The organism is Pseudomonas sp. ML2-2023-6 (genome assembly GCF_037055265.1).
Classification (GTDB): domain Bacteria; phylum Pseudomonadota; class Gammaproteobacteria; order Pseudomonadales; family Pseudomonadaceae; genus Aquipseudomonas; species Aquipseudomonas kulmbachensis.
This window is the reverse complement of record NZ_CP146347.1, coordinates 2,936,683-2,958,021: the sequence shown is the minus strand read 5'-3', so window position 1 is coordinate 2,958,021 and position 21,339 is coordinate 2,936,683. Positions and strand designations below refer to the sequence as shown.

The 21,339-nt window shown below is 51.5% G+C and carries 17 protein-coding genes and 4 pseudogenes; 9 read left to right on the top strand and 12 right to left on the bottom strand.

Annotation, left to right across the window (positions count from 1 at the left end):
- Positions 1-237 precede the first annotated feature (237 nt).
- Positions 238-1,248 carry a proline dehydrogenase family protein gene (locus V6L79_RS13600; RefSeq protein ID WP_338578952.1) on the top strand — a complete coding sequence of 337 codons (1,011 nt, stop codon included), beginning with the start codon at positions 238-240 and terminating at the stop codon, positions 1,246-1,248.
- 131 nt (positions 1,249-1,379) lie between these two features.
- Here V6L79_RS13600 and V6L79_RS13595 read toward each other — a convergent pair.
- Positions 1,380-1,686: pseudogene (locus V6L79_RS13595) on the bottom strand (transposase domain-containing protein); the annotation flags it as partial.
- Positions 1,687-1,831: 145 nt separating this feature from the next.
- Here V6L79_RS13595 and V6L79_RS13590 point away from each other — a divergent pair.
- A pseudogene (locus V6L79_RS13590) lies at positions 1,832-2,548 on the top strand (class I SAM-dependent methyltransferase).
- A gap of 80 nt (positions 2,549-2,628) precedes the next feature.
- Here the strand turns inward: V6L79_RS13590 and V6L79_RS13585 are convergent.
- Both V6L79_RS13585 and V6L79_RS13580 read right to left on the bottom strand, forming a co-directional pair.
- Complete coding sequence (locus tag V6L79_RS13585) at positions 2,629-3,513, bottom strand: SMP-30/gluconolactonase/LRE family protein (protein WP_338578951.1); 885 nt, start codon at positions 3,511-3,513, stop codon at positions 2,629-2,631.
- Position 3,514: 1 nt separating this feature from the next.
- The gene (locus V6L79_RS13580) at positions 3,515-4,360 is read right to left on the bottom strand and encodes an SDR family NAD(P)-dependent oxidoreductase (protein WP_321837695.1); all 846 of its coding nucleotides are present in this window, start codon (positions 4,358-4,360) and stop codon (positions 3,515-3,517) included.
- A gap of 225 nt (positions 4,361-4,585) precedes the next feature.
- Between V6L79_RS13580 and V6L79_RS13575 the strand changes: the two genes are divergently transcribed.
- Entirely contained in the window at positions 4,586-5,524 is a 939-nt protein-coding gene (locus tag V6L79_RS13575; RefSeq protein WP_338578950.1) for a LysR family transcriptional regulator, read from the top strand.
- A 360-nt stretch (positions 5,525-5,884) separates the two neighbouring features.
- On the opposite strand, the gene V6L79_RS13570 is transcribed toward V6L79_RS13575, so the two are convergent.
- The 6 genes from V6L79_RS13570 to V6L79_RS13545 all read right to left on the bottom strand — a co-directional run bounded on the left by V6L79_RS13570 (position 5,885) and on the right by V6L79_RS13545 (position 12,622).
- Complete coding sequence (locus V6L79_RS13570; RefSeq protein ID WP_338578949.1) at positions 5,885-7,078, bottom strand: MFS transporter; 1,194 nt, start codon at positions 7,076-7,078, stop codon at positions 5,885-5,887.
- Positions 7,079-7,209: 131 nt separating this feature from the next.
- Positions 7,210-8,757 (bottom strand): diguanylate cyclase, encoded by a 1,548-nt coding sequence (locus V6L79_RS13565; protein ID WP_338578948.1) that lies wholly within the window; start codon positions 8,755-8,757, stop codon positions 7,210-7,212.
- A gap of 233 nt (positions 8,758-8,990) precedes the next feature.
- Positions 8,991-9,302, bottom strand: coding sequence for an AAA family ATPase (locus V6L79_RS13560; RefSeq protein ID WP_405046592.1), 312 nt, complete (start codon positions 9,300-9,302; stop codon positions 8,991-8,993).
- Positions 9,303-10,403: 1,101 nt separating this feature from the next.
- Positions 10,404-11,195, bottom strand: a complete 792-nt coding sequence (locus tag V6L79_RS13555; protein ID WP_321837691.1) for a hypothetical protein — start codon at positions 11,193-11,195, stop codon at positions 10,404-10,406.
- Between the two features lie 313 nt (positions 11,196-11,508).
- The gene (locus tag V6L79_RS13550) at positions 11,509-11,769 is read right to left on the bottom strand and encodes a hypothetical protein (RefSeq protein WP_261741973.1); all 261 of its coding nucleotides are present in this window, start codon (positions 11,767-11,769) and stop codon (positions 11,509-11,511) included.
- Between the two features lie 496 nt (positions 11,770-12,265).
- Positions 12,266-12,622, bottom strand: coding sequence for an MmcQ/YjbR family DNA-binding protein (locus V6L79_RS13545; protein WP_261741972.1), 357 nt, complete (start codon positions 12,620-12,622; stop codon positions 12,266-12,268).
- Positions 12,623-13,151: 529 nt separating this feature from the next.
- On the opposite strand from V6L79_RS13545, the gene V6L79_RS13540 reads away from it, so the two are divergent.
- Positions 13,152-13,721 (top strand): MepB family protein, encoded by a 570-nt coding sequence (locus V6L79_RS13540; RefSeq protein WP_338578947.1) that lies wholly within the window; start codon positions 13,152-13,154, stop codon positions 13,719-13,721.
- A gap of 115 nt (positions 13,722-13,836) precedes the next feature.
- Here the strand turns inward: V6L79_RS13540 and V6L79_RS13535 are convergent.
- A pseudogene (locus V6L79_RS13535) lies at positions 13,837-14,035 on the bottom strand (hypothetical protein); the annotation flags it as partial.
- Positions 14,036-14,159: 124 nt separating this feature from the next.
- On the opposite strand from V6L79_RS13535, the gene V6L79_RS13530 reads away from it, so the two are divergent.
- A complete protein-coding gene (locus V6L79_RS13530) occupies positions 14,160-14,657 on the top strand; it encodes a lysozyme inhibitor LprI family protein (protein ID WP_338578946.1) in 498 nt (165 codons plus the stop codon).
- A 414-nt stretch (positions 14,658-15,071) separates the two neighbouring features.
- On the opposite strand, the gene V6L79_RS13525 is transcribed toward V6L79_RS13530, so the two are convergent.
- Positions 15,072-16,595, bottom strand: a complete 1,524-nt coding sequence (locus V6L79_RS13525) for a diguanylate cyclase (RefSeq protein WP_338578945.1) — start codon at positions 16,593-16,595, stop codon at positions 15,072-15,074.
- A 367-nt stretch (positions 16,596-16,962) separates the two neighbouring features.
- On the opposite strand from V6L79_RS13525, the pseudogene V6L79_RS13520 reads away from it, so the two are divergent.
- Positions 16,963-17,183 (top strand): annotated as a pseudogene (locus V6L79_RS13520) (hypothetical protein).
- Here the strand turns inward: V6L79_RS13520 and V6L79_RS13515 are convergent.
- Complete coding sequence (locus V6L79_RS13515) at positions 17,146-18,039, bottom strand: LysR family transcriptional regulator (protein ID WP_321836260.1); 894 nt, start codon at positions 18,037-18,039, stop codon at positions 17,146-17,148. The pseudogene V6L79_RS13520 and the gene V6L79_RS13515 sit on opposite strands and share 38 nt — an antisense overlap.
- 128 nt (positions 18,040-18,167) lie before the next feature.
- Between V6L79_RS13515 and V6L79_RS13510 the strand changes: the two genes are divergently transcribed.
- The 3 genes from V6L79_RS13510 to V6L79_RS13500 are packed head-to-tail and all read left to right on the top strand — an operon-like array spanning position 18,168 to position 20,940.
- Positions 18,168-19,355 carry an MFS transporter gene (locus tag V6L79_RS13510; RefSeq protein ID WP_338580318.1) on the top strand — a complete coding sequence of 396 codons (1,188 nt, stop codon included), beginning with the start codon at positions 18,168-18,170 and terminating at the stop codon, positions 19,353-19,355.
- Positions 19,356-19,382: 27 nt separating this feature from the next.
- Positions 19,383-19,886, top strand: coding sequence for a cyclophilin-like fold protein (locus V6L79_RS13505; protein WP_338578944.1), 504 nt, complete (start codon positions 19,383-19,385; stop codon positions 19,884-19,886).
- Between the two features lie 25 nt (positions 19,887-19,911).
- Positions 19,912-20,940 (top strand): alpha/beta hydrolase, encoded by a 1,029-nt coding sequence (locus tag V6L79_RS13500; RefSeq protein ID WP_338578943.1) that lies wholly within the window; start codon positions 19,912-19,914, stop codon positions 20,938-20,940.
- Positions 20,941-21,339 lie beyond the last annotated feature (399 nt).

Here is a 21,339-nt window from a genome sequence, read left to right as displayed (position 1 = left end):
CCATTTGAAAGTAAGCGTACGCCCAACTCGCCTTGCTTTTTTTTGTGGTATGGATCAACGTTCAGCACCCTTCAAGCTCTACAAATAGCTTGGGCAATACTGGGGCAACAACATTTGACGTTAGCAAACACCTAGAGAAGAAAGCATGCACGCCGCCGCCTGGCCCCCATCGATGAACTGAAGTTCGCAGTAGACGCTGCCGCTATGTACTGACACATACGGTTGTGACTCTGCTTCATGCTGCTCCCCAAAGGAGTGGTGGCTTTGCTTCGTCCGTGGTTTTTCGACGCTTTGGCTCGAAGAAATGGAAGTTGGCTGCTTTTCGTCTCAGGTATTGATATGCAAATTTTTAACGCTTTGATGGCTCGTGCCATCCCTTTTATTCCTCGCGCAATTATCCAAAAAATCTCCCGCCGCTACATTGCTGGTGCCACGCTAGGCGAAGCCCTTGCGCGAGTTCAACAGCTAAATGAACAAGGTTTTTGTGTGACCCTCGACGTGTTGGGCGAGACTGTTTCGACTCCACAACAGGCTGAGAATACGGCGATCGATTACATTGATTTGCTTGAGGCGATTCAAGCCAACGGATTAAAAGCCAATATTTCGATCAAGCCATCCTCGCTTGGATTACTCCTCGACATGCAGCAATGCGCACGTCTCGCAGAGCGCATTCTTGAAGCCGCAGAGGGTCATCAAAACTCTGTTTGCATAGATATGGAAGATGTTAACTGCACCCAAAAAGAAATCGATCTGTTCCGCCAGTTGAGAATAGGCCATGACAATGTAGGGCTGGCATTGCAGGCTTATTTGAAGCGTACTTATCAGGATATTGAGGCGCTCACATGTGAAACAAACACGTTTCGCATCTGCAAGGGTATCTATGTGGAGGAACGATCGCACCTTGTAAACGGCTCATGGAGTGACCGTACCGCCATCAATACTCATTTTTTGAATCACGTTATGCGCTGCTTTAACACCGGCAGCTTTGTCGGTGTGGCCACGCATGACGCTGCATTGATCGAGCAAGTTATTGCGCTGGCCCGAGACAACGGTATCGATAGCACCCAGTTTGAATTCCAGATGCTGCTAGGTGTTTGCGAACCCTTGCGTGACAAGGTGTTGAAAATGGGATTCAGCGTGCGCATTTACGTACCTTTTGGGATGGACTGGTACGGTTACAGCACGCGCAGACTGAATGAGAACCCTAGTATCGCGGGCCATGTCGCCAAAGCGCTTATCGGCCTCTGACGAGCGAGTAAAACGACAGGGTCGCTGCATTCAGTAAGTGCGATGGGATGCCTCCCTCCAGTGAAAACTGGAGGGAGACATCGCTTTTCGTGAAGGCTTTTTGTGAGCATCTGCCCATCACGCCAGCGTCATTAAACGGGCATCCACTTATGTGGCAAAAGCTCGGTGATCTCACTAGCCCGCTGTGTCGGCAGGCGCATGAGAACGTCCTTCAAATAAGCGTACGGGTCATGCCCGTTGAGCCACGCAGACGGGATTAAACTCATGATCGCCGCCGCCCGCTTGCCGCTACGCTCCGAGCCTGCCAAGAGCCAGTTCTTTCGCCCTGGCGCCCAAGGCCTGATCTGGTTCTGCGCCCAATTATTGCCAATGTGTACGGCCCCGTCATCGAGAGTGCGATAGCGCCGTCCAGCGTTTCAAGCTGTAATCCAGCGCTCTCCTGATAGAGGTCATCTTTCGCCCCATAACTGTCTATCGCGAAGGCGAGGCAAGCATTCCCCTGAGGAATGCATACCATAAAACTAATGAATTTTTATTATGAAACTCTCTGGCGTAACTTAATTCAAGGACACGGAGAAGCGCCTTGAAATCATCCCATCTAAACGCAGCTGAAAAATTTGATACCTCACGGGCCAATGAGTACGGACGACAGAGCCGTATCGCATTAGCTGGGTATGACGCCTGCCATGATCTTGCTGCATGCATGCTGTCGGCAAGCCTCGGCAATGCACGCTCCGCAAAAGTGCTAGTCGTTGGCGCTGGCGGTACGGCTCAGGAAATTATTGCGATGGCAATGTTGGAGCCAACATGGCGCTTCACTGCCGTTGATCCATCCGAGCCGATGCTGGAGGTTGCGGCGCAGCAGCTGGGGGCAAACAATTTGCTCGAAAGAACAAGCCTGCATCTTGGGCATGTTGAAGACCTGACAGCGGACGAGTCATACGACGCAGCGACCTTGATCGGTGTGCTCCATCATCTCGATGGGGAGGTTGCGAAGCGAAAAATTTTACGATCGATTCGGGCTCATCTAAAACCGGGCGCGCCGCTGATTGTGGCTGGCAATCAATATGCTTATGCCAGCCAACCGTTATTGCTGGCCGCTTGGGGGCAAAGGTGGCGACAACATGGCGCCAGCCCGGATGAAGTGAAGACCAAACTAGGAAAAATTCTCCAGGGAGCTGACCCGCCACATTCCTAGGCAGCAGTTCAACAATTGATGCATGACTCAGGATTCGGAGACGCTACTCGTTTCTTCAGCAGTCTGTTCTGGGGAGCTTGGCTAACGCAGAAGCCCCTTTAAAACGGAACCGATAGACTGCTCACGCCCGTTAGCCGGCGGAGCCTCGGACCAACCGCCAACGCAAAAGAGCCGTAAACGCCTCAAAGCTCCTTGAACCGGTGCCGGGGCACGCCAGGGATCGGCAGTCGGATGCTGTAGATATTCCCGGCTGCGGGGAAGTCGGCCTGCTCGGCGGGCGACATCCCGAATTTGGCACTGGTGATGAACAATGTGCGCATGTCGGCCCCGCCGAAGCAGCAACTGGTGGGGCGCGGGACCGGCATCTCAATCGTCCGGGTCAGCTCACCGTGGCGATCGTACCTGAGCAGGCAGCCGCCATTGAACTGACACACCCAGATGCCCCCTTCCGTGTCCATTGCCAACCCATCCGGGCGGCCGAGGTCTGGCGGTGTATGGGCAAACACCGACACCTGCTCCAGATAGTTGCCGGTAGCCGGATAGCGGGCGCGATAAATCGTGCGGGCCACCGAATCGACAAAAAACAGTTCACTGCCGTCGATTGACCACACCAGGCCGTTTGGCAGGCCGATATTGTCCAGCACTACCGAGGCATTCAGCCCTGCATCATATCGATACAGTTTGCCGGTGTTTTTGCTGTGAGCTTCGTCCATCAAACCGGTGATGAAGCGTCCTTGAGGGTCGCAAGCGCCGTCATTGAAACGATAGGACGAGGGCGTGATGGCTAATTTCGTGTTGTTGCTCACCTGAAGGCTGGAGCGATTCAGAATGGCGACGCCGGCATTCCGGGTAAAAATCAGGTTACCGGCATTGGTCAATGCCAACGCGCCGATCCTTGATGGGGACTCGTAAAGCCGCGTAAGGTTGGCCTGTTCGTCCAGGACGTTTATCTGCCCACCTGAGATGTCCACGAACAATAGGGAATTACAGGCTTGGTCCCAGACCGGGCTTTCACCCAGATCAGACTGACACGGTGAAAAAAGACGCAGCGCTTCCTGAGCAGGCATATCAACACTCCTTGATGTGGTCCCACAATTGAGCAATCTGCTCGGCGCTGGATGCCTTGACCCGAGCCAGGTCGACGGGATAGTCGACGCCCTTATTCTCGGCAAACCGCGTAGCGGTGAATTGGCCATTGCTGGCCCGCAGAATGTAGCCGGTGTCCTGACACAGTTCCGAGGCCAGAAAGATCACACCGGGAGCCACCCACTGAGGCTTCAGGTTGTCCGGTTCCCCGGTCACGCCCCACATTCTGGTTTTGGCGACCGGCGATACCGCGTTGACCAGAATGCCATCTGTCGCGCCTTCCATGCTCAGCGCATTCATGATGCCCAGTTGCGCCATTTTGCCTGCTGCATAAGCCACCAGGCCCGGCTGAGCATATTGCTGATACATCGCCCGATCCGAAGAGGTCAGTACCACGCGCGCAACAGCAGATTGCCTGAGGTATTTCCAGGCATGCTTACACAACCAGATGGGCGTATAGATATTGATATCGAGCGCGCGTTCAATGAATGACGACTCCGCCTCTTCAATCGATTGATAACCGACCCAACCGGCGTTGTGAATCACGATATCAAGTTGCCCATACGCCTCGATGGCCGTCTCGATCAATTGCCGGCAACCCTGCTCGCTGGCCAGATCGCCGTGATGACCGACAACGCTATACCCCTCGGACTGGAGCGTTCGTGCGGCATCGAGGGCAATGGATGTATCCGCACCATCGCCGATGTTGTCCGCCCCGATATCACTGATCACGACATTCGCGCCCAACCTTGCCAATTCCCGTGCATAGATGAAACCCAGGCCTCGGCCAGCGCCCGTTACAATTGCAGTCTTTCCTGTAAAGTTCATTGATTTTTCCTCTTGATTGCCACCTCACCTTAACAATGAATATGTGGGTTGTTTAATACTAATCAGGACCGAAGTTGATACCCTGCTCATATCAAACTATTGCTTAAATCCCGTGACCTGTTTAGGGAACATATCCCTTGATCAACCACGGAGTTCGATATTGACCAAGTACATGCCGCCCCTCCACGGGTAACACAGATCAGTTCAAATGAAGGAACGGAAGAAATGATCGAAACCCGACTGCTCAGGCAGTTCATCGCAGTGGCTGAAGAACTGCATTTTCACAAAGCCGCGATTCGCCTGCACATGGCCCAGCCCCCCCTGAGTCAGGCCATCAATCGCCTGGAAGGTAAACTGGGTTTCAGCCTGTTCACGCGTAACAAACGCGAGGTGAAACTGACACCCGCAGGCAGTGCCTTTCTGAGCGCCGCCTATAGCACACTCAAGGAACTGGAACTGGGGATGGAACACGCCCGCCAAGTGTCCGAAGGCATCGCCGGCAAACTCACTGTCACCACGGTGTCCATCGCTTACTACGAGTCGTTGCTCAACACCCTCAGGCAGTTTCGCGAAACCTTTCCCAAGGTCCAGTTAATCATCAAGGAAATGCCCTCCTCCAGCCAGGCCAAAGCGATTTTGTCCGCAGAGGCAGATATCGCCTTCATGCGCAGGCTGCCCATTTCGGCGGAAAACGTCGAATCGCGCTTGTTGCTCGATGAAGAAATAGTAATGGCGCTGCCCACGCATCATCCAAAAGCACAGACCGGGCAAATCGACCTGCGGGATTTCGCCGGCGAAGACTTCGTGTTCACACCCGAAGCCCTGGGCCCCGGCTATCACAGCCAGCTCATTGCCTTGTGCGAAGCCGCTGGCTTTTACCCAAAAGTGGTGCAGGAAAGCGCGCAGATCCATACCTTGATCGGCCTGGTGGCCTGCGGCTTCGGCGTAGCCCTGGTACCCGAATCCATCGCCAACTCGATCATGCTCGACAAGGTTCTGATTCGCAGAATTTCCCCTGTGACAGAGTCTCCCAACCCTGCCATCGGGCTGTACATGAGCTGGCATACCCACAACGAATCACCGCTGATAGACAGTTTCATTTCCATGCTCGACTTCAGCAGAGGGCCTCAGGTCGAAGGTGCTCTGGCCGAACAGGTTCGCTAGAGCGCAAGGTTGTAGTGCTTGCGCCAAGCCCCCGGGAGAACCACTGAATCGGTGGTCGCTATCGGCCAATTTCTGTTTGCTGCGACTGACCGGTTTGGGTCGCTCGTAGCCGGTCGCGAGAGACCGGAACCGGCCGAGGCTGTGTAAAAACGTTTTTGAGCGCGACATGCAGTCAAAACCGAACGGGGAATCGCGCGGCTACGCAAAATCTACATATGCTGACGTGCCGATAAATTTCAGATTTAACGTAGACGCGTACACCTCATTTTTGGCGAACCGTTTTTACACACTCGGGGCCAAAAGCAGCCTCTCAAAGGCGTCTACGAAACTAGGGGCGATTCAGTAATTAGCAGACGTTACCTAGCTTGTTCGTTCCTGAGTTGAATATCTGACGCGATGCTCGCTCAGTATCAACGTCGCCATAGCAACCAGTACAGGTACAGAGGCAAGCGCACAGATAACGGTCCAACCGTATCGATTCAATATACCTCCCGATGCAAACGAGCCGAGCACCACGGCGCCAAAGACAATGAAATCATTGAGCGCCTGGACACTGTTTCTTTCGCTTGTTTTATGGCACTGAAGGACGAGCGCAGAGGCGCCGACAAAACCAAAATTCCAACCGATCCCTAGAAGCACCAAACATAGATAAAAGTGAGAGGACTGCATGCCGGCAAGCCCGACAGCAATAGCAGCGCCGGTTAGCATCATCCCCATAAACACAACGCGATTTGCCCCAAAACGGCGGATCAGATTTCCAGTGAAAAAACTGGGTGCGTACATTGCAATTATATGCCACTGCAATGCCAGATTCGATGACTCTTGTGAAAGACCCTCATTCTTCATTGCTAGTGGGGCCGACGTCATCAGGAAGTTCATCAAAGTGTAAATTACGACACCAAAGAGCATGGCCTTGATGAGTCGAGGCTGCCGAACAATCACCGCAAGCGGACGACCTGAAGTACGAACAGCCGCCTCATGGCGTGGAAAATCGACACCTAGCAGCACCGCCGCCGAAACCACCGCCATTAATGCGGCTGCAACATAAGTAACGACAAACAGGTGGGACTCCCATAGGTCCATCGTATAGGTGACCGTCTGTGGACCAAGTACACCTGCTACTAGCCCGGCAGCCATGACGATTGAAAGCGCCCAGGGTTGCCTGTTTTCTGGAACGCATTCTGCGGCGGCGAAACGAAACGTCAGCACCACTGCGGCATAAGCGCCACCAAACAGCATCGCAGCACAGAAAATGAAGAAGGAAGACAAATAAATGCCAATCGCAGCCAGCACTCCCATCAGGATGCCGCACAACGCTCCCAGCATAAATACGAGACTGCGCCCATGGCGCTGCGCAATGGCGCCGGCAGGTAGCGTGCAGCTCGCCATGCCCACGACAAAAATGGAGATAGGCAGCGTCGCCAATGCTTTATCCGGTGCAAGCATGTCCCCCACGATAGCGCCGGTTGCGTAGACGATGACTGAGTTACCGCCCGCCAATGCCTGGGCGGTTGCCAGTCGAAAAATGTTGCTGTTTCCAGATGTGGCTGACACGACTTCTCTCCCTTGAATTATTTGTCCCTGAATACAGGTGCAGCGTGCCGATCATCAATGAAAACTAACGGCCGCGCCGCCCCTGACGATATTCAAGCGCCGGCACCGGCTTGCGTCATTTCTGGTGATAGTTAATGCTGTATTTTAAAAACCTTGTAACAGTTTCGTCCAGAAGCTTTTGCCTCATACATTGCCTTGTCAGCCGCTTCAATTAACATCAACTCATTCCTTATCAACTCCCCCCCCTCCATACAGGCCACGCCGATACTTACAGTAACCCTGCCAAGCGGGCTCCGGACATGGGCAACACCCAATCTGTACACTGCATCAAGGGCATTTTTAGCTATTGAAATAGCGCCCAGAATATCTGTATCAGGCAAAATAATTGCTATCTCTTCACCTCCATATCGCGCAACAAAATCAAGCTCTCTAGTTGAACATCGCTTAAGCACCAGGCTAATTTTTTTCAAACATTCATCACCAAGCAGGTGACCATAAAAGTCATTAAAGCGTTTAAAATAATCAACATCTATAATTAGTAGAGAGAGTGAACATCCATCTCGACATGCACGCAGAGAAGCCTTTGAAAGAGCCTCATCAAAAGACCTACGATTAAACAACCCTGTCAAATGATCGATAGAAACAAGCTCTTCCAACTCATTATTGACCTTGAGTAACTCCTCACGCGCATCAATCAGGTCGCTTTCCACCTCATCCCTATTCTTTACATTTACAATCAACACAACATTTATTAGCCCAACAAACAGCATCAATATCAGTACAGCGCTTGCTATGCGCTCAGCGTCTAAACGCCAAGATGCAAGAGACTCTTCCACACCAACAGCAACCGTCACCACCAAAGGAAGGTTTCTATTTTTACGGAATGCATAAATACGCTCTACTCCATCAACACTTGAAACCAAACGTGTTGAGGCAACCATGCTATCAACAAGATACCCAAGGTGAATTATGGACTCCGAGAAGCTCCAGCCTACACTCTGCTCATAGAGCGGATAGCGAACTAACGTTCTGCCGTCACCATTAGTCAGCACAACAACACCATCACTGCCCAGATCAACAGCTCCAAAAACACCCAAAAAATCCTCGACTGCTAAAGTAATTACAACCACACCCGCAAAACGTCCATCCTTATCATTAAATCGTTTACTTACTGTAACCACCCATTGAAATGCAGTGAGCCGCTCAGCAGGAGGGCCAATAAATATATTCTCTGTACGATTATTTAGATGGTATGAAAAAAATTCCCGATCACTGCTATTTACCTCCTTGAGCATTGACCCAGCTGAGGACATAACCCAGCCCCCTTTCTCATCATAAATAGTCACACTACTACTGGGTGCCATTAGATGCTGTCGATTATCCACCAGATCCCGCAAGCGAATTATTTTTTGAAACTCAACTCCATCTTTTTCCAGGTGATCCACCAAATCATAAAGCAACAAAGAACTTTTGTTAATAACACTTTCTGCGTAGCTATCAAGCGCCTTAGCCAAATTCAGAGCGCGAAGCTCAGCGTCATTTAAAACCCGACCACGAGATAACCAAACACTCCAAATCGACAACATAGCCAAAGAAAGGCAAGCAACAAACAACAGAAAGACAACCAAGTTAGTTTCGCGCTTACGACTTGTCTTTTTAAAAAATACATGTGCCGCCATCCTTACAGCCCCCACACTACATGACGGTTTTTCTCAACCCATTTGTATAATGCTAGCTTTTGACTGTCCTAAACCGCAACACCAACAAAAAGCCGAGTTTAATTAATTGCATAGCGAACGATAGCAGGCCAAATGTAACTCCCAGTGTTAGTGAATAACAGGACGATATCTCCACCCTCATACACCGAAAAAATTAGCCTTTAGACCGTCCAACAAGTCTTACTAAAAAAACTCTAACTGCGTAGACGACAAATGCGACGAACTCTGCATACCTGATGCCGACTGAGCAATGCCCCCCCGCCAGGACCTCGTACTAGTACATCGGACAATTGACAGCGACTCTCAATTAAATCGACAAGCGTGTATTTTGAAGTAACCCCCAAAAGAACACCTATATTCGGTAAACCCGGATCAGCTTCTAGCAATATAAGTCGTCTCCAGAGCTCCGGCAGCGCCAGGGAGAGATTTATGGCTACAGCTGTCTTCCCCACCCTGCCTTTGCCGTTGGCTACTGCGACAACTTGTACTAAATGCCCATGTTCCATATTCCTGCTCCCTACCGCTCGCGACTTGAGATCATCCCCGCAGACCTGGAGACAATCTACTACGTTAGCGGACACACCTAAGTTATTCCGTTAGCTCTTGAGGAACTAGAAATCCATTCAAGACAAATAGCCATTGATCCTAATTGACAAGTAAATCAGAGAAAAGTCCCAAAAAAAAATAAAAAAATACCAACCTTAAACTTGCCAACCTAATGGCGCCAACAACCAGTCAAACAAACGTTTCAAAGAAGTAATTACTGTATAAAAAAGGGACACATCGTGCGCACCAACAAGCCAAACATATGACGCCAATAATTGGTCACTCTAAAGACTCTTAAGAGCACACCTCTAAAATCGATCAAAAAATAACTGCCCCCATCATTGTCAACTCCAACGCTCCGCCTCTGAATACGCAAATATGTCGACTTCTAGTTTTACCCTCCCGCCGGAACGTCGATACTAAAAACAAGACGCGCTCTGATAAATTCAATACCGCGGCCCGGCGCGCCGTTTTATGAAATATTTGCGGGCCAGCGCCATCGACTTAGCGCGATTGAAGAAACTTTCGACACTCATCAGGTTTACTTAGCCGCAGAAATAACCAAGGGCTTTGGCGACGCTCTAGAAGCGTTCAGTGTGTTGAGTCAGGCTGACAGGTTCAGGATTTATCAGATGATAGACAACAGTGACTCAAGCCCGAACCATGGTGCTAATGCTGTGATCTGTAATGTTCTTCTCAACGACGCGATGAATTACCCAGTTCAGTAGGGCATCGAGGAAAAACATCATGTACAGCAAGATGTATGCTCCCGCATACAGAAACGTTCCACCTCTTCTCCTGCATCGTGCGACCAGACACAATCGCCCTATCGCAGTAGTGAACAATTGACACGTGGCCGCTAATCTCTGTACCAGGTTCGCCAGACATAAAGAAATGGAGGCGAAAATAGAAGCCCTAGAATCGCGAAACTCCGGGGTTTTGCTTTTCTGTCATGTCCTCAAACACTCAATCAGTGCTATTAGAAATCCAAGCCAAACAATTCCAAGCACACCCAATAGTAGGCAGTTGTACCCTGCACACAAGATAGACAGTTTCATCAACTACAAAGTTAGCCCCCCATGCTTCAGAGTCAATACGAGAGCCCTCAAATTATCGGGCGATACTTGTATAAGGCCTTTCCCTGGAACATCAATTTCCGCAATCATAAATAATGCCAGCGCAGTAAAAACCGGCATAATACAAACCAGCGTATTACCCCTCGAACTTCCTCTGGCATTGTAACCAATTAAAAAATTAGAACACGCAGCACATAAAACCAACAACACCCACGCCACCCCGGGTATTTGACGCCGCCAACTAGACATCGTCTTTTGTTGTGATACATACAGCTCACCACTTGCATTAAGAACGCTTAGAATTACCGAGCCCGACTTCTCTTTTGCGATCTTGCTGATTAAAGCCCACATATGTGATTGCGCTTTAATTGATTCCATTCGGATAGCCGCTCTTTTGCTGTCATCGTTCGTCTCAAAAAACGAAATACGCAGCGCCAAATAGTCCTGCAACATTATCTCAGCTTTTTGTTGCTGGGACTCACTAAGCAACGTCGTACGCTGGAATGCATTCCCGATTGCAATCGCTTCATTTTCTTCTGCAACCACGCGAGTATTTAGCCCGCTAATTGCAAACGAAAGAATAAACCCTATAAGTAAACCAAGCATAGACAACGTACCACCCAGCACTACTTTTAACTCATCATCAAAATCAACATTACGACCAGTTTTAGCCCCCCATGTGATTTTCCCTGCAAAAGCTGCCAAACACAGACCCAGCAGCAGAGAGATCAACAGGCACCAAGAGTAGACATCAATAGAATTTAAGATAGAAAGCATATGTCACTTTTGATTGTGATTTTGATTTAAACCCTTATAGCACGACTACAACTGCACCAGCATGCTTTGTACATCATAGATGATACTGGAACAGCTATCACTACTGCCCCCCTCAAACCGAACGAACGGCTTTAAAACTATAGCTCAAGAGGAGGTTCTTGCTCATGGAGATGAAGTTGTATTAACGAGAAGAGAGTGGCATCTCATGCGAGACCAACGGCGGCGAGATTTATGGCAAGGCTCGTGAATCCCAGCCCCTCCTCCGCAAAGCATGGACGGCTACCTAAGTGACGTAGCCGTCCAACGCCCTCCGTTACTGGCCTTTTTGTGAGTTCACAACATCCTGCAGCGCTTTGTTGGTCAGACTGATGCATTTCTGCGTATCACCTTCAGCCTGTGCTTTTTGTGCCTCAACTCTCGCGTCGTGGATCTGTCCAAGCAGTGGCTGCCCCAGAGTGCTGGCCGTGGCCTTGTAGTCGGACAGCTTCTGCAGATTTATGGTGCACATATCATCAGCAGCAAAAATTGGAGTCACGACAAAACCTGCTAAGAAAAACAAAACTGAACGTTTCATAAGACACTCTCTTATTAGGGGGAAGCTTCACTATAGCCGCGGATGAACGTATCTGTGATGCCAACCGTAAGGCCGAGTATCAACCACTACATTTTACGGCCCATACCTTCAGAGCCCGGGCATTTCCAGCCGCACACCTGCAGTCGAGCGGTTGAACACCGCTAAACGCGCCTTGGCAGCCTGTTCGGCGGTGGTCAATCTGAACACCAATTCTGGCCAGAGTGTGTAAAAACGCGTCGCCAAAATTGAAGTGGGCGCTTCTACGTTAAATCTGGAATTTATCGGCACATCTGCAGATGTGGATTTCCCGTAGAAGCGCGACTTCCAGCCTGGTTTTGAGTGCCTGGCGCACTGAAAAACGTTTTTACACCGCCTGAGCCATAAGCAGACGTTCGTGCAAGGTTGCAGCCGGTCAAGACAGCCAAACACCACCCGATGCGGGGGGTGCAAATACAATCTGTGGAGCCGAATAACTATGATTCGTCAGCTCGAGCCGCTACTTGGTTAACTCGTAACTATCTTGAATGAGTTCGTGTATGTGTTCGGTTGCGACAGTGCCGTCCAAAACCACGCTTATCCAGTGCTCTTTGTTCATGTGGTAACCCGGAAGAATACCCTCCATTTGACGAAGTGAACCCACTTTGCCCGGATGGCATTTCACATCCAAAATATCAAGCTCCCCCTCGCCTGCAAGACCTAGCTTTTCCTTGGGTACGTTCATCACTATTCCAAACCATTTCTCAGACCCCGCGTGCCTTAGGACGGCATATTTGGGGAATTTAGCCCAAGGGTAATCTGGCTGAATATCGAACTCTTTCGCAACATAGCTCAATACGGCTTTTCTAGATGACATGGGGCTCTCCTTGCTCATTGATTATTTGGTGGCTGAGGAGCCATCTGGCATTCGGCAGTGTGGCAAGCTCGGCTGGAAAGAATTCCTCTCAGAGGCTGATGCCTTAACCGTGAGATTACAATCGCGGCAGCAAAATACCGGAATTGTTCCTGACGCTGTACGACGCTCCCGACAACGTTCAATTTCTTGCCCTGCTCGGCTATACGTCGCACACCCTGCTCCAGCGCCTGCGCACTTATATGCCCAGAGTAATACCCAAGGTGTAGCTCATCCGAACCTAGCACAAATAGCGCGTCCTTTAGCTCCGAGGCCTGCACGGCGATAGGTGCCTCGCTGGAATCGAAACTCACCATTTCGCGTGACTGGATTACTCCACAGCTCGCCCTTGGCGAGTGCGAGCCATTCCTAACCGCCTGGCTATCCCACCTTGCGTTCACGAGATGTCGTAGTCCGCTTTGGCATGTCGAAGGGAGTAACATATGCTCTGGAATGGATCGTGTGGTCATGAGTCGTTAAGGAGTTGTTCCCGTTGAAATCCGTTTTAACTGAACTAGACACAAAATATTCAGGCGCGGCAGACCCTGCCCTCGGCCATATTCCGAGCGAATTGATAGCTGCTATCCAGGATGTGTACAAGCCGGCGGGAATGCAATTGACGGATCTGCCTCTACGCGAGGCTGAGAGTGCCGAGTATGGTGCCTCCCGCTTTGGCCTGGACGGACACACCATTGTCTTCCGCGTGGCTAAAACAACGCCGACGAAGATTGGACAGTTCGTCACAATATGGAAGCGCCCGAGCTCAGGCAGCACCATTGCGCCTCTCGATGTCGATGACGGTGTAGCTTTTGTTGTTGTGAGTGTGTCCGATGCAACTCATCGCGGACAGTTTGTTTTCGACCATACGATACTGGCAGCAAAGGGCATCATGGCGATTAACGGTAAAGGCGGTAAGCGCGCCATCCGCGTTTATCCACCTTGGGTCAAACCACTCGCCAAAGAGGCCGTCAGGACACAACAATGGCAACTACGATACTTCCTTTCTCTTGAACAAAGCGCAAGCGCCGATTCCGTGCAGGTGCGTCGGCTATTTGAAGTTTAAGACCCTTATCCGTCACTCATGAGGTTCTGGGTAAGGTCGATGTTGTCCCGTATTTTTAAGTGGACAACATCGACCTTATCGCTGGGATCAGCGCCAACCATACCTCGATGACTCACTCGGCAAAGGCGTCCAGGGACATGACAGCCTTGATGACGGCGCACGAGTCGCGGCCCCATTGCTTGGCGTCGATCAGAGCTTGGCCGATGCACCCATCCAGCCCCCCTTAGAGATGATGTATTTACCGGACGCCAAAACTGTTGCTGATGCTTGTTCTTAGCGGTGTTGAACAGTTTGCCCTGTATGCAGTCAAACAGGCGCTGGGACTGTGAGCCCTATAAGACTTCAATGGGCCTAATCATGCGCACCTAGCACACAATTGGCCTAGCACTCAAAGCTGTTTCTGCTCCTCGAGAAAAACTTTCCAAAGGATAGATAAAAATGAGAAAACTCATTTCTGTGGTCGTTGTAGCGACTTCATTTGCTACTGGTGCGGCATTCGCTCAAGTACCCGCGAAACCTGATGTGAATCCAGTTACAAACGGCGCGGTCAATATGGCATCTACACCTACTACCACCACAGCAAAAACTGCGGTGACCAGCGACGCTGGAGCATTGAAAGAATGTTACGACGCCATTGGCGATGATCAGCCACGGACAGCGTTGCAGCCTTGCCTTGAGCGTAAGACTCGCGAAGTCACGTCACAAATGAATATCGCCTACAAAAAACTGGAAGCCCAGACAAAGGAAATCGATTCAAGTGCGACGCCCAAAGCCCTTGCCTCGCTACTCGCCTCTCAGAGAACTTTCGAGAAGTTCAAGGATGCTCAGTGTCAATGGGAAGCCGACTCGGCGATGGGGGGCACAGGCGCTGGAGATTTTTTAAGATCCTGCGAAGTCGATTTGATGCGCTTTAGAACTAAGCAACTTTCCGATTAATTTTATTCACATAGACAACCGGCTATCCCACTAACGAGAACCAGTTCGCCATTGAAGCAGCTATCGTAGAGCTATCGAGCAGGGTTGAGGCGCGCGGTTAGGCCGACGTCGCCAATAACGTGCACGGCGCCCCGGACACCATCGACAAGAACGAAGAGGTCATCAAAATGACGCTCGCTGCTCCGATGGCACCGGAGTGCTGGCTAGAGCTCATCCCCTGGTCCTCAATGGCAAAAATAAGGTTCTTCACGGATTACCGGGAAAGACGGCAATGGGTCGCCGCCATCGGCCATAAGCAGTCTCTCAAAGGTGTCAACGAAACCAGGGGCGATTCAGTAGCACCCCGATGATCTGAGAAACTCCGTGCTATTGATTTAAAAGGATCTGCGGGAGTCGATATGTTGCTGCGATGCTTTATGTTTCGAGGACTTCCCGCAATTGATGCTCAACTCGGTTGCGCCCCATTTTTTTTGCGCGATACAGAAGGCTGTCGGCCTTTTCCAGCAAATCAGTCGCCTCAATTATGCCATTCTGGTGGTTGGAAGCGACACCTGCGCTGATGGTCACAATACCTGCCGTACTGCCCCTGTGTTCAATTTTTGCGGTCTCTATTGCTGACCGCATTTCCTCAGCGATCTTTATTGCTCCCGCTAAGTCCGTCTCAGGAAGCAGGATTACAAACTCTTCCCCACCATACCGGGCAGCCAGGTCGGTTGGGCGATTTATATTTTTGCCTATTAACTGTGCAACTTGCCTTAGACATTCGTCACCCAGAACATGGCCATAATGGTCGTTGTACTGCTTGAACCAATCTATATCGATAAGTATGAGCGCTATGCTACTTTCAGTGCGGCATGTTCTCGACCACTCTTGTGCCAGTGTAGCGTCGAAATACCTACGGTTAGGCAACCCCGTAAGGCTGTCTGTTTTAGCAATATGCTCTAAATCGTGTTGCGCAAGACGCAATTCTTCTTCTGCAACCAACAAGCGTTGAATTTGTCGGTAAAAAAGAAAGCCCAAACTGGTCAGCACAATAATTACAAGCACCACCATAATCGATGTTTGATAGACGTACGTCCACCATGTTGCAAATACTGAATCTAACGATAATCCTGCTGCAGCGACTATCGGGAGCCCCTGTATGCGGCTGTAGGCATAGACTCGCTCTATCCCATCCACGATGGACGTCAGGCTTGCTATGCCGTCGTCGCTGCTTACTAAATATCGACTAAACAGCTCTCCCTTTGCGATATTAGTCGTCATTAGCCCGTCAATCATTGGTCGGCGGGCCAGCAAATCGCCGTTATTGAGTGCAAGCAGTATCACCCCTTGCTTGTCTAGGTCTAAACGCTCAAAGAAATGTTGAAAATACGCGACAGGCAACGTCGCCAAAACCACGCCGCTGAAACTGCCATCTGGGTATTGAGTGCGGCGGCTGACAGGGATGATCATTTCGCCGGTGGTACGGCTCAAAATGACCTGGCCTATATGGATGGCAGAGTCAGGGTGGTTCTTGTGGTAGATAAAATAAGAGCGATCACTATTATTCTTTGCGACCGTCTCTTCGGAGAACGAATTGACTATCCAGTCGCCATTCTTGTTATAAATGAACAACCCTTGAATTCCGTCGGTTGCCTCAACATTGCTAGCCATTATTTTGAATAAACGAGTTCTCTGTTTGGCGTCAAGATTGTCATTTTCCACGCGCTCTGCAAGGTTGCTTAGAATGCTTCCAGCCTGACGTAAGGTATCTTGAGCCTGCTGCTCGGAAGCCCGAACAATGTTGCTGACAGCAATTTGGGCATTCATCAATCGTTCGTCCGCCGATTGCTTTAACTGCCAAGCAATTGCGGAGACTAGCGTGACACAGACCAAGAAGATGAAAGCTATCAGGCCCACAGAGAGGGCTTTAGGTGTTAATCGACCAGACACGAGCATTATCGTTTTCATTGAACTCATCATAGCGTGGGTGTGCGGAGCCTTCCTGTGAATTTTCTATAATTAATAATATCCAGATTGAGCGTAGTCACAGCGATCAGATTACCGGGTCAATATGGGCTTAATAATCTCAACGCTCACGCTATGAATCTACGCGAGATCAACGTTATGTAACCGCTTCACAAGGCACGCCGGTGTCCACGATACTCAATGGGCTTCAAGGGTGTCGGACGTAATGCTCAAAATTTCAGGCGTTAGGTTCAGGGCAATGCCTTCGACCAGCTCGGCGGTGGCGAGTAGATAGCGTGCGCAGGTCGCGCAAGCTGCGCCCAACGCAGCTAAATTGATCCTGCACAGAGGATCACATATGCCAAATTCAGATCTAGTTCCGCCCTCCTTTACAAATTCAACGAAAACCAGCTTGCCCTTGAAGCAGCCATCATGGAACTAACGATTTGGATTGAGCAGCGAGGGTCATCTGAGGCAGGGAAAAATGTTCGCGGTGCGCAGGCTTCAGACCAACTGTATCTACACCAGAAGTTCGTCTCCTCTACCCCGCTTTGCGCAATGCATTGGCAACCAGCGTAAATGCCGGCGAGGGTTGTCGACGGCTGGGGTAATACAAATAGTAACCAGAAAACGGTGGGCACCAATCCTCCAGCACGCGCTCCAGCCTGCCTTCGCGCAGATGCGGTTCAAACTCTTCTTGTGGCAGGTACGCAATGCCGAGCCCGGCCAAGGCCGCATCCACGATATGGCTCGACGTATTGAAAATAAGCTGGCCGTCTACGCGCACGTTCACCTGCTTGCCTCGCTGCTCAAAGTCCCATACATAGAGCCCGCCTGATGTCTGCATACGCTGGTTGATACAGCGATGGTTCATCAGGTCGCGCGGGGTTTTGGGCATGCCACGGCTGGCAAAGTAAGCGGGCACAGCGACGGCAGCCATCCGTAATGACGGGCCTATTGGGACTGCGATCATGTCCTTGTCGATGGTGTCACCCAGTCGCACGCCTGCATCAAAACGATCCGCCACAATGTCCCTGAACCCGTAATTGACGTCGAACTCAACGTTGATGTCCGGGTATTCCTGGAGCAGCGCAGTGAGTTTGGGTAGCAACGTGGTGCGCAGAACATGATCGCCGCAGGTGATACGTACGGTGCCCGCAGGCTTATCGCGCATTTGCGTCAGGTTATCCAGCTCTGCCTCGATCTCATCGAAGCGATTACCGATCGCTTGCAGCAGTCGCTCACCCGCGACAGTCGGCGAGACGCTGCGGGTGGTGCGCGTCAGTAACCTGATTTGCAGGCGCGCTTCCAGACCACTGATGGCCTGGCTCAGTGCCGACTGGGTAACGCCCAGCACCCCGGCGGCACGGGTGAAGCTGCCTTCGCGCGCCACTGTCACGAATGAAAGCAGATCGTTGAGGTTTCCTCTGACCATGGTACGCAGCACCTTTTACAGTTATTAATTAGCTGAGCTTATAGCCTTGTTAAGCATTCATTAGCTAGTCGCGTGAGTATTCGTTCGTCACCATTACCGGTATGAATACTATTAACCGCGAGGCCCCGATGGCCACTGTTTCAACCAGCAATGAGGCTCCTGCCTACTGGAGCGGTGTCTTTGCAATGACGCTGTGTGTTTTCGCCCTGATCGCTTCTGAGTTCATGCCTGTCAGCCTGCTGACGCCGATGGCCGTTGATCTTCAGGTTAGCGAAGGGATGGCCGGGCAAGGCATTGCGATTTCCGGGGCATTTGCCGTGCTGACCAGCCTGTCGATCTCGTGGATTGCCAGAACCCTCGATCGCAAGCTGCTCTTGTTGGCACTGGCCGGGTTGATGGCTGTCTCGGGCTTGATCGTCGGGCTGGCCCCCGACTATCAAACTTACATGGTCGGCCGTGCGCTCATCGGTGTAGTCATTGGCGGTTTCTGGGCGATGTCCGCGGCGACGGCCATGCGCTTGGTACCCGCCCCGCAGGTGCCGAAGGCGTTGGCCATCTTCAATGGCGGTAACGCGCTGGCTACCGTAGTTGCCGCACCGCTGGGCAGTTATTTGGGCTCCATTATTGGCTGGCGCGGGGCTTTTTTCTGTGTGGTGCCCGTCGCGGCGATTGCTCTCGTCTGGATGCTCATCAGCCTGCCACCCATGCCGGTGGAGCCGCGCAAACCAGGCTCCGGGAATGTGTTCAAACTGTTGAAGAATCGATCAGTGGCGCTGGGCATGGTCGGTTGCGGAGCCTTCTTCATGGGGCAGTTTGCGCTATTTACCTACCTGCGGCCCTTCCTTGAAACGGCAACGCGCGTCGATGTATCCACGCTGTCGTTGATCTTGCTGGTGATCGGTGCGGCAGGCTTTATCGGCACCCTGATCATCGGCCGTGTTCTGAGGCGCAGCCTGTTCCAGACGTTGATAGTCATTCCGGTCTTGATGGCCTTGATCGCTCTGGCACTGATCCCTTTTGGCCACTCGATCATCGTTGTTGCTGCACTGCTGGGCTTATGGGGGCTGTTGGCGACTGCGGCCCCAGTGGGCTGGTGGAGCTGGATCGCACAGGCCATGCCAACTAATGCCGAGGCTGGCGGCGGCCTCATGGTAGCCGTGATTCAACTGTCCATTGCTCTGGGCTCAACCGTGGGTGGAATGCTGTTCGATAGTCACGGCTATCAGAGCACGTTTGTCGCTAGTGCAATCGTTCTGCTGCTGGGTGCAGCGGTGACCGTACTGACGTCACACGCTACCCCCTCTCGAACCACTTGAACCACGCAACGATCCAGGAGACGGGTTATGACCGGGAGCATTCACCCCGCCGCAAATGCCGAGCAGCGCGAAGGCTGGGGCAAGCGGCCATCTCGTTGGCCTGGCGTGCTGTATTCAGCTCTCGTGCTTGGCAGTTACATCCTAATGAATGATGCCGCGTCGGCGTCCTCGATCACGGAGAAATCTCGCATGTGGATGACAGTCGGCGAACAACGCTTCGCCATCACCTTGGCCGACAACGCAGCCGCTCGTACGTTTGTCACGCTCCTGCCACTAACACTGGAGATGAGCGATCTCAACAGCAATGAAAAATACGCCAGCCTTCCTGGAGCCCTGCCTGCCAATGCGAGCAAACCGGGAACGATACACGCGGGTGATCTGATGCTGTATGGCACGGATACCCTGGTTGTTTTCTATTCAACCTTTGAATCGACATACGCATACACCCGCCTTGGGCGTGTGGACGACAACGCGAGCCTGGCACAGGTTTTAGGTCGTCGTGCGGTGAACGTGATGTTTTCCCAAAACTGACTGCTCTGCATCGATAGGAATTCCAATGAAAAAGATCATTGTTTTATTAACGCTTCTTGTCAGTTCACTCTCAGCAACAGGAGCCGATATGTCCAACGGCGCGGATAATTTTTATACCAGCGACAAAGTGACCGTGCAGAAGGTCAATTTCAAAAACCAGTATCAAATGAACGTGTCGGGCAATCTGTTCATCCCCAAAAACCTCGATGCAAAAACCATGAGCCCTGCAATTGTTGTTGGCCACCCGATGGGCGCGGTCAAGGAACAAAGCGCTAATCTGTATGCCACCAAAATGGCCGAAAAAGGCTTCGTGACACTGTCCCTGGACCTTTCATTTTGGGGCGAAAGCGAGGGGCTGCCACGCAATGCAGTCTCACCGGATATTTATGCTGAGGACTTCAGCGCAGCGGTGGATTTTCTCGGCACCCGGCCTTTTATAGATAAAGAGCGGATAGGCGCACTCGGCATCTGTGGGAGCGGCAGCTTTGTTATCAGCGCGGCCAAGATCGACCCACGCATGAAAGCCATCGCAACGGTCAGCATGTACGACATGGGCGCAGCCAATCGTAATGGCTTGAAGCATGGGCAGACGCTTGAGCAACGCAAAGAGACCATCGCGCAAGCCGCACAGCAGCGGTATGTAGAGTTCACGGGCGGTGAAACCCTCTACACCAGCGGCACAGTGCACCAACTGGACGAAAACACGCACCCGATCCAGCGAGAATTCTATGACTTCTATCGCACGCCACGGGGCGAATACACGCCAGCCAGTTCGTCCAAAGCGCTGACCACGCACCCGACACTGACGAGCAACATCAAATTTATGAACTTCTACCCGTTCAATGACATCGAGACCATTTCACCTCGTCCGATGCTGTTTATTGCCGGAGCCGATGCGCACTCGAGAGAGTTCAGCGAAGAAGCCTACAAACTCGCGAGGCAACCCAAGGAGCTGGTCATCATTCCTGGCGCTGGCCATGTTGACCTTTATGACCGCGTCGACCTCATTCCTTTTGACAAGCTGGCGAGCTTTTTCCAGAGTAATTTGAAGTGATTATTGTTAGATCGAATTAACCATTTCGGTTTAAACGGTGTTTGTTTAACGTCCGCTTCTGGCCCTGAGTGTGTAAAAACGCGTCGCCAGAATTGAAGTGTGCGCTTCTACGTTAAATCTGGAATTTATCGGCACATCTGCAAATGTGGATTTTCCGTAGAAGCGCGACTTCCAGTCTGGTTTTGAGTGCCTGGCGCACTGAAAAACGTTTTTACACAGCCTGGGCTAAAAGCAGCGTAAGCGTCCGGCGAACACGGCTTGGCGAGTCAATAACACATGTCTCCAGCGTGGGCACGGAGAACTCCGGGTAGCCTTCCATTGGGGTGATGAAACCGAAGATGGGCCGAGCCTTCCCCGCTGGATACCCGCGCATAGCCGATGAAATGTGCGGTCGGGGGG